Source organism: Mycobacterium sp. (genome assembly GCF_046095365.1).
In the GTDB taxonomy this organism is placed as follows: Bacteria; Actinomycetota; Actinomycetes; order Mycobacteriales; family Mycobacteriaceae; genus Mycobacterium.
Genome location: NZ_JBJTJF010000223.1, coordinates 1 through 8373 on the forward strand (window position 1 = coordinate 1; position 8373 = coordinate 8373).

At 69.8% G+C, this 8373-nt stretch carries 6 protein-coding genes and 1 pseudogene; 5 read left to right on the plus strand and 2 right to left on the minus strand.

Features of this window, described 5'->3' with window-relative positions; translation table 11 throughout:
- Both ACKOQ4_RS17410 and ACKOQ4_RS17415 read right to left on the minus strand, forming a co-directional pair.
- Nucleotides 1-1527 (minus strand): N-acetylmuramoyl-L-alanine amidase (locus ACKOQ4_RS17410; protein WP_526293848.1); only part of this gene is annotated, 1527 nt, incomplete at its 3' end.
- Nucleotides 1528-1726: 199 nt separating this feature from the next.
- Nucleotides 1727-2638, minus strand: a complete 912-nt coding sequence (locus ACKOQ4_RS17415) for a hypothetical protein (RefSeq protein WP_526293843.1) — start codon at nucleotides 2636-2638, stop codon at nucleotides 1727-1729.
- A 232-nt stretch (nucleotides 2639-2870) separates the two neighbouring features.
- On the opposite strand from ACKOQ4_RS17415, the gene glf reads away from it, so the two are divergent.
- The 5 genes and pseudogenes from glf to ACKOQ4_RS17440 form a co-directional block, all read left to right on the plus strand.
- On the plus strand, nucleotides 2871-4079 hold the full coding sequence (gene glf, locus ACKOQ4_RS17420; protein ID WP_526293844.1) for a UDP-galactopyranose mutase: 1209 nt from the start codon (nucleotides 2871-2873) through the stop codon (nucleotides 4077-4079).
- Nucleotides 4076-6010 carry a glycosyltransferase family 2 protein gene (locus ACKOQ4_RS17425; protein WP_526293845.1) on the plus strand — a complete coding sequence of 645 codons (1935 nt, stop codon included), beginning with the start codon at nucleotides 4076-4078 and terminating at the stop codon, nucleotides 6008-6010. Before glf ends, ACKOQ4_RS17425 begins: the two co-directional genes overlap by 4 nt.
- Nucleotides 6003-6539 (plus strand): phosphatase PAP2 family protein, encoded by a 537-nt coding sequence (locus tag ACKOQ4_RS17430; RefSeq protein ID WP_526293846.1) that lies wholly within the window; start codon nucleotides 6003-6005, stop codon nucleotides 6537-6539. Before ACKOQ4_RS17425 ends, ACKOQ4_RS17430 begins: the two co-directional genes overlap by 8 nt.
- On the plus strand, nucleotides 6536-7447 hold the full coding sequence (locus ACKOQ4_RS17435; protein WP_526293847.1) for a decaprenyl-phosphate phosphoribosyltransferase: 912 nt from the start codon (nucleotides 6536-6538) through the stop codon (nucleotides 7445-7447). Before ACKOQ4_RS17430 ends, ACKOQ4_RS17435 begins: the two co-directional genes overlap by 4 nt.
- A pseudogene (locus ACKOQ4_RS17440) lies at nucleotides 7425-8333 on the plus strand (hypothetical protein); the annotation flags it as partial. The gene ACKOQ4_RS17435 and the pseudogene ACKOQ4_RS17440, both read left to right, overlap by 23 nt.
- Between the last annotated feature and the right edge of the window lie 40 nt (nucleotides 8334-8373).

Below are 8373 nucleotides of genomic sequence, written 5' to 3' on the forward strand. Positions count from 1 at the left end.
GAACCGCTCGAGCTGGATCGGCGGCCCGTCCACCGACGGCGGCGGCATCACCAGGGTCACCCCGTCGATCACCCGCAGCACGTTGTGGGTCTGGCGGTCGAAGTTGAGCGTGCCGTGCTGGAAGTTCTGCACGATCCACTCAGGTTCGGCGATCTCGCCACTGGTGGGCAGGCCCAGAGCCCCGCGCTCGAAGCCCAGCGACGCCCACGCCTCATAGATCGCACCTGTCAGCGGCTGCGCTCCGGTCTCCGGCGACCAGTACATCGCGCCGCGCTCGAAGGTCGCGTAGCGGGCGCTGCCGTCTCCCGCGGCCTCCGGCGAGGTCGGGTGGCCGAGTGGACCGGTGTCGCCGCCGTCGGACTCCCAGCGGGCCAGGATCGCACCGCCCCGCAGCGACTCGATGGCGTCGGGCGGTCCGTTGAAAGCCGCCGCGAGCCTGCGGATCTCGTCGAGCACGGCGTAGCCGGCGTCGCCCGGACACTCGGTGTTGCCGACGTCGCGGTGGGCGAAGATCTCCGGCAGGTCCACCACCCGGCCGCCGGGCACGACGGTGTACTGGCCGCCGGCGGACCGCAGTCGCACCATGCCCAGCGGATCGACCCGGTCCAGGCTCAGCCGCCAGCCGATGAGCCGCCCGACGGTCTTGACCATGACGTCCGGCGGGGAGTCGTCGACGAAGTTGCCGATCATCGACACGCCCCACACGTCCTGGTTGAACCCGCCGGTGTGGGAACCCATGACGTCCTTGGTGATTCCGCCGGCGCGGCCTTCGAAGACCTGCCCGTACTTGTCCACCAGGGCGTTGTAGGCGATGTCGCACCAGCCCAGGGTCACGGTGTGATACGCGTAGATCGACCGGAGGATCGCCGCGGAATCCTCGGGGGCGTAGTTGTTGCCGGTTGCGGTGTGGTGCAGCACCGCTGCTCTCACCCCGTTGCCGTAATACGGCCCCCCGCAGCGCATCCCGGAGCCCGCGCCCCATTCGGCCCGGCTTATCACGGTCGGCGGCTGGCCGGGACCCAGGGTGGCTGTCGGCGGTACCCACTGCCGTTCGACCGGTGACTTGGGCGGGGTGATCAGCACCGCCGAGAGATTCTGGGACAGCGAGTGCTCGGCGTTGGCAGGGATGTAGCCCAGGTCGCGGCCGGCGTCCAGGCCGCTTTCCGGCGGTGCGGTGGTCACCGGCGCGTCGTGCGGCCGGGTCACCGCGATCTGCACCGCGGTGGTGGACCCGACGTACACCGGGTCGGTCCCGCGGACACCGGTCCCGTCGTCGTCGCCGACGTCGGCCAGTGTCTCGCTGTCATACCAGGGCCCCCAGGACCCGTCGGGCGTCCTGGCCCGCACCCGGGCGGTGGTCCCGGTCAGGTCGGTGCCGGTGAGGGCAACCATGGAGAACGGCCTGTCCTGGCTGATCTCGCGGACGGTCTCGCCGCCACCGAGGCCGGCCATCGGCTGCTGCACCATGACGACGTCGTCGGCCACCCGGTCGTGGCGGACAGATCCGTTGAGGGCCAACGGCACCATGACGACGGTCGCCGCGATCGCGGTGAACAGGATCGTCGGTGCCGGACGGGACGCCACGAACGCGATGTTACGTATGAGTTAGCTGGTGCCAGCGTTGCGACACGGGCTTATGGCAACTCTTGAGGACTCTGTGATTGGTGAGACTGCAACGGCACCGCAGGGCTGACCCTGCGGTGCCGTTTAGATGCAGGTTTGCCGATCAGCCGATCGGGACGGTGCCGGCTGCCTCGATCGCGGGAGCGGCGGCGATGGCCGCCCCGGCCGCCTCGGCCGCGGGGGCTGCCGCCTCGGCCACCGGCGCCGCGGCACCGATCGGCGCCGACGCGGCCGCACCCGCGTTCTGGACCGCCTGGGTGATGCCCGGCATCACCACACCCTTGAGCAGGTCGATCGCCTGGCCGACCCCGAGCTGATTGGCCGCGCTGCTCAGGTCGCCGATGATCCCGGTCGACGCCGGTGCCGGAGCCGCGGGCAGGAAGGCCGCGGGGTCGCCGAGGATCGGGTAGGTCCCGGCCACCGGGGCCAGCGGGGCGGTGATGGGCTGCTCGGTCGGCAGTCCGATGCCGGCGGCCGGCGCCGGGGTCAGACCGATCTGCGGCGTGGTCAGGCCAGGGTTGGCCAGTGCCGGATCGGTCAGCGACGGCAGTGCCGCGGCCGGATTCAGGCCCGGGGTGTTCAGGCTGGGCGTGGTCAGGCCGGGCGCCGTGGCGCTGGGCAGCGTCGCACCGGGCAGCGTCGCGCCGGGCGTGGTCAGCCCCGGCGTGGTCAGGCCCGGCGTGGTCAGGCCCGGCGTGGTCAGGCTGGGCGTGGTCAGGCTGGGCGTGGTCAGGCTGGGCAGCACCCCGGTCTGCACCGGCTGGGCGCCGGCCGGGCTGAGGCCGGTCGGCAGCGGGGGCAGGTTGATGCCGAACTGCGACAGCCCGGCCTGCAGTGCGGACATGATCTCGTTGGGCAGGTCGGTGACGACGGCCGCCCGGGTGAAGTCGCGGTGCTCGGGGGCCGGGCCGGAGGTCAGCTCGATCACACCGATGACCGCGAACGGGCTTGCGACGGCTAGGGCGGCCACCGCGCTCAGGGCTGTCGAGAACTTGCGTCGACGTTGGTTCGGCACGGGAGTCTCCTCAATCTGAATTAGTACCTCGTCGTCAGTGCCGGATGCCCGGCGACGCTGACGTTTTCGATGTTACGAGTGGGGTTGATGAGACTGGAGTGACGATGCGGAATCGTGAGCCAATCGCGACATTGACCCTTGCTCACCGGGGGACCGTCGGACGCACATTTCTCGCGGTCACCCGGCTGCGGCTCGCCCTCGGGGCCATCGGGGTCGGATAACCTTGGCCCTGATGTCCGCCGCCCGCTTTGACCTCCTCGTCGTCGGCTCCGGCTTCTTCGGCCTGACGATCGCCGAGCGGGTGGCCACCCAGCTCGGCAAGCGCGTTCTGGTCGTGGAACGCCGTCCGCACATCGGCGGCAACGCCTACTCCGAGCCGGAGCCGCAGACCGGCATCGAGATCCACCGCTACGGGGCGCACCTCTTCCACACCTCCAACACCCGGGTGTGGGACTACGTGCGCCAGTTCACCGAGTTCACCGGATATCAGCACCGGGTTTTCGCCCTTCACGACGGGCAGGCCTACCAGTTCCCGATGGGCCTGGGCCTGGTCGCCCAGTTCTTCGGCCGTTACTACAGCCCCGACCAGGCCCGCGCCCTGATCGCCGAGCAGGCCGCCGAGATCGACACCGCCGACGCCCAGAACCTCGAGGAGAAGGCCATCTCGCTGATCGGCCGCCCGCTCTACGAGGCCTTCGTCAAGGGCTATACCGCCAAGCAGTGGCAGACCGACCCCAAGGAACTACCGGCCTCGACCATCAGCCGGCTGCCGGTCCGCTACACCTTCGACAACCGCTACTTCAACGACACCTACGAAGGTCTGCCGGTCCACGGCTACACCGCCTGGTTGCAGAACATGGCCGCCGACGAGCGCATCGAGGTCCGCCTCGACGTCGACTGGTTCGACGTGCGCGACGAACTGCGCGCCGAAAGCCCCGGCGCCCCGGTCGTCTACACCGGACCCCTGGACCGCTACTTCGACTATGCCGACGGCCGATTAGGCTGGCGCACATTGGATTTCGAGGTCGAAGTACTGCCTACCGGGGACTTTCAGGGCACTCCGGTGATGAACTACAACGACGTCGAAGTGCCCTACACCCGCATCCACGAGTTCCGTCACTTCCACCCCGAGCGCGACTACCCCACCGACAAGACCGTCATCATGCGGGAGTACTCCCGGTTCGCCGATGCCGACGACGAGCCCTACTACCCGATCAACACCGACGCCGACCGGGAGATCCTGGCGGCCTACCGCGCCCGCGCCAGGGCCGAGACCGCCACTGCGGGCGTCCTGTTCGGCGGCCGGCTCGGCACCTACCAGTACCTGGACATGCACATGGCCATCGCCAGCGCGCTGAACATGTACGACAACATCCTTGCGCCGCACCTGCGTGACGGTGCGCCGCTGAGCGCCAATGATGAGGAAAGCGGCACAACATGAGCGAGATACCCTCCGGCCCGATCACCTCGGGTGAGTCGCGGGCGGTCGGCCTGCTGGCCCGGGTGATCCTGCCCCGGCCGGGCGAGCCGCTGGACGTACGCAAGCTCTACATCGAGGAATCCGAGACCAACGCCCGCCGGGCGCACGCCGCCACCCGCACCACCCTGCAGATCGGCGCCGAGTCGGAGGTGTCCTTCGCCACCTACTTCAATGCCTTCCCGGCCAGTTACTGGCGGCGCTGGTCGACCCTGGAATCAGTGGTGCTGCGGGTGGAGCTCACCGGTTCGGCCCGCGTCGACGTCTACCGCTCCAAGGCCACCGGCGCGCGGATCAGCGTGGGCGGTACCGAGATCATCAGCAACGGTTCGCAACCGGCCGCGGCCGAGTTCGAGATCGAGCTGGCCCCGTTCGAGGACGGCGGCTGGATCTGGTTCGACATCACCACCGACACCAAGACCACCGTGCACAGCGCCGCCTGGTACGCACCGGTGCCGGCGCCCGGCCGGGCCAACGTCGCTGTCGGCATACCGACCTTCAACCGTCCCGCCGACTGCGTCAACGCGCTGCGGGCGCTGACGTCGGACCCGTTGGTGGACAACGTGATCGGCTCGGTCATCGTCGTCGACCAGGGCACCGAGAAGGCCAAGGACCACGCCGGCTTCAGCGCGGCCGCGGCCGCACTGGCCGGCCGATTGTCGATCCACGACCAGCCCAACCTGGGCGGATCGGGCGGCTACAGCCGGGCCATGTACGAGGCCCTGAAGAACACCGACTGCGAACAGATCCTGTTCATGGACGACGACATCCGCATCGAGCCGGACTCGGTCCTGCGCGCGCTCGCGCTGAGCCGCTTCGCCAAGCACCCCACCCTGATCGGCGGGCAGATGCTCAACCTGCAGGAGCCCAGTCACCTGCACGTGATGGGCGAGGTGGTCAACCGCGCCAACTTCATGTGGACCAACGCACCGCACACCGAATACGACCACGACTTCGCCAAGTACCCGCTCGACGGCGAGGACGAGGAAGGTCGCAGCAAGCTGCTGCACCGCCGCATCGACGTCGACTACAACGGCTGGTGGATGTGCATGATCCCGCGGCAGGTCGCCGAGGAACTCGGCCAGCCGCTGCCGTTGTTCATCAAATGGGACGACGCCGACTACGGACTGCGCGCCGGCGAGCACGGCTACGGCACCGTCACCATGCCCGGAACCGCGATCTGGCACATGGCCTGGAGCGACAAGGACGACGCAATCGACTGGCAGGCCTACTTCCACCTGCGCAACCGGCTGGTCGTCTCCGCCCTACACTGGGATGCCCCGGTCAGCGGGCTGATCAAGAGCTCGCTGAAGGCCACCTTCAAGCACCTTCTCTGCCTTGAGTACTCGACGGTGGCGATCCAGAACAAGGCGATCGAGGACTTCCTGGGCGGCCCGGAGCACATCTTCTCGATCCTTGAGTCCGCGCTGCCCGAGGTACGCGCGATGAGACAGCAATACCCCGACGCGGTCGTGCTGCCCGGCGCGACGTCTCTTCCGGCGCCCAGCGGGCGCACCAGGGTGCACCGTCCACCGGCGGCACTGCCGGTCATCGGAATGAGGCTGGCCCGCGGGCTGGCCCACCAGTTGCGCAAGGCCGATCCGGCCCACCACGAACGCCCCCAGCTCAACGTCGCCACCCAGGACGCCCGCTGGTTCCTGCTGTGCAACGTCGACGGGGTGACCGTCACCACCGCCGACGGCCGCGGGGTGGTCTACCGCCAGCGCGACAGGGCGAAAATGTTCGCTCTGCTCAAAGCCTCACTGCGCCAGCACATCCGGCTCGCCCGTAAGTACGATCACATGCGCCGGGTTTACCGGGACGCGCTGCCGGTGCTGTCCAGTCCGCAGAAGTGGGAGACGGTGCTGCTTGACGACGCGGCGATCAATGCCTGAATTCCCGGGCCCGCGGGCCGCCGGAGAGGACGCCGTCCTGGTCGGCGTGCAGTCCCGGCTCGACACACCGCCGGTCGTCACCGCCGCCCGCGGCATGTCGCACTTCGGCGAGCACGCCGCGGGCTGGATCGCGCTCTCGGCGCTGGGTGCGGCGGCATCCCCGCGGCGCAGGCGGGACTGGCTGCTGGTCGGGGCGGGGGCCGTGGCCGCGCACGGGGCTGCGATCGTGATCAAGCTCGCGGTGCGGCGGCAGCGCCCGAACCACCCCGACATCCGGGTCAACGTCGGCACCCCCAGCGCGCTGAGCTTCCCCTCGGCGCACGCGACGTCGAGCACCGCCGCGGCTATGCTGCTGTGCCGGGCCACCCGCTCACCGCTGCCGCTGGCCGCCGTGCCGCTGATGGCGCTCTCGCGCCTGGTGCTCGGCGTGCACTACCCCACCGACGTGCTCGCCGGGATGGCCGTCGGCGCGGCGGTGGCGCGCGGCACCGCCCGGCTCGGCGGCCAGAAGGGAAGTGACGGACCATGAGCAGCGACACCGCGGTCACCGGCCCGCCGAGCAACCTGTTCGCCGCCGTCGTCAAGGCGATCCGGCCGCGGCAGTGGGTGAAGAACCTTCTGGTGTTCGCCGCGCCCCTGGCCGCACTCGGCGGCGGCGTCCATTTCGACTACCGGGAGGTCCTCTCCAAGGTCTCGATCGCCTTCGTGGTGTTCTGCATGGCGGCCTCGTCGATCTATCTGGTCAATGACGCCCGCGACGTCGAGGCCGACCGCGCCCACCCCACCAAGCGGTACCGGCCGATCGCCGCCGGGGTGCTGCCGGTCGGTATGGCCTACGGGATCGCCACCGTGCTGGCGGCCGGCTGCCTGGCGATCTCGTGGTGGGTCACCCCGAAGCTCGCCGTGGTGATGGCGGTCTATCTGGTGATCCAGCTGGCGTACTGCTTCGGACTCAAACACCAAGCCGTGCTTGACATCTGCATCCTCTCGTCGGGCTTCCTGATCCGCGCCATCGCCGGCGGTGTGGCGGCGGGCATCCCGCTCTCGCAGTGGTTCCTGCTGGTCATGGCGTTCGGCTCGTTGTTCATGGCGGCCGGGAAGCGTTACGCCGAACTGCAACTCGCCGAGCGGACCGGCGCCAAGATCCGCAAGTCGCTGGAGAACTACACCAGCACCTACCTGAGGTTCGTCTGGACGTTGTCGGCCACCGCGGTGGTGCTCTGCTACGGGCTGTGGGCATTCGAGCGGGACCGCAACGCCCCGTCCTGGTTCGTCATCTCGATGATCCCGTTCACCGTCGCGATCCTGCGCTACGCGGTCGACGTCGACGGCGGCGTGGCCGGCGAGCCCGAGGAGATCGCGCTGCGAGACCGGGTGCTGCAGGTGCTCGCCCTGGCCTGGATCGGATCGGTCATTGCCGCCGCCCTCCTCGCCTAGCCCGCCGGCCTTGCTCACCCGGGTGAGCCTGTGGGTCTCGGTGACGGTGGTCTCGGCGCTGTGGGCGTGGGGCGCCTGGGAGCGGCGCTGGATCGCCGACGACGGTCTGATCGTGTTGCGGACCATCCGGAACCTGCTGGCCGGAAACGGCCCGGTCTTCAACGCCGGCGAGCGGGTGGAGTCCAACACCTCCACCGCGTGGACCTATCTGGTGTACCTGGGCAGTCTGATCGGCGGCCCGCTGCGGCTGGAGTACGTGGCGCTGGCGCTGGCCCTGTTCCTCAGCGTGGCCGGGGTGGCGCTGGCCATGCTGGGCGCCGCGCGGCTGTGGGAACCGGTCCCGGGCGGCCGCCGGGCGTGGATACTGCCGGCCGGCGCGCTGGTCTACGTCGCCGTCCCGCCCGCCCGCGACTTCGCCACCTCCGGCCTGGAGAACGGTCTGGTGACAGCCTGGCTGGGCGGGCTGTGGTGGATGATGATCCGCTGGGCGCAACGGCCGCGGCACAGCGGCCGGCCCGACGGTCCCTGGTCCCTCGCCGCACTGGCCTTCGTGGCGGGCCTGAGCGTGCTGGTCCGTCCGGAGTTCGCCCTCATCGGCGGACTGGCCCTGGTGATGATGCTGATCGCCGAACCCGGATGGGGCCGCCGCGCGCTGATCGTCGCGGCCGGCGGACTGCTGCCGGTGGGCTATCAGATCTTCCGGATGGGCTACTACGCACTGCTGGTCCCGCAGACCGCCCTGGCCAAGGACGCCTCCGGCAGCAAGTGGGACCAGGGCCTGATTTACCTGCGCAACTTCGCCGGTCCGTACGCACTGTGGGTGCCGACGGGGCTGCTGATCGCGCCGGCCGCTGTGCGGCGGCCGTGGCGCCCAGCGGAGCCGCCTCCACCACAGACAGCCCAGCCAGGCTGACACCAGTCCGTTC

Excerpts from the sequence above, each read along its gene's own strand:
- glf (WP_526293844.1), top strand. The coding sequence starts at position 2,871 with ATGTCCGCCGCCCGCTTTGACCTCCTCGTCGTCGGCTCCGGCTTCTTC.
- ACKOQ4_RS17425 (WP_526293845.1), top strand. The coding sequence starts at position 4,076 with ATGAGCGAGATACCCTCCGGCCCGATCACCTCGGGTGAGTCGCGGGCG.
- ACKOQ4_RS17430 (WP_526293846.1), top strand. The coding sequence starts at position 6,003 with ATGCCTGAATTCCCGGGCCCGCGGGCCGCCGGAGAGGACGCCGTCCTG.
- ACKOQ4_RS17435 (WP_526293847.1), top strand. The coding sequence starts at position 6,536 with ATGAGCAGCGACACCGCGGTCACCGGCCCGCCGAGCAACCTGTTCGCC.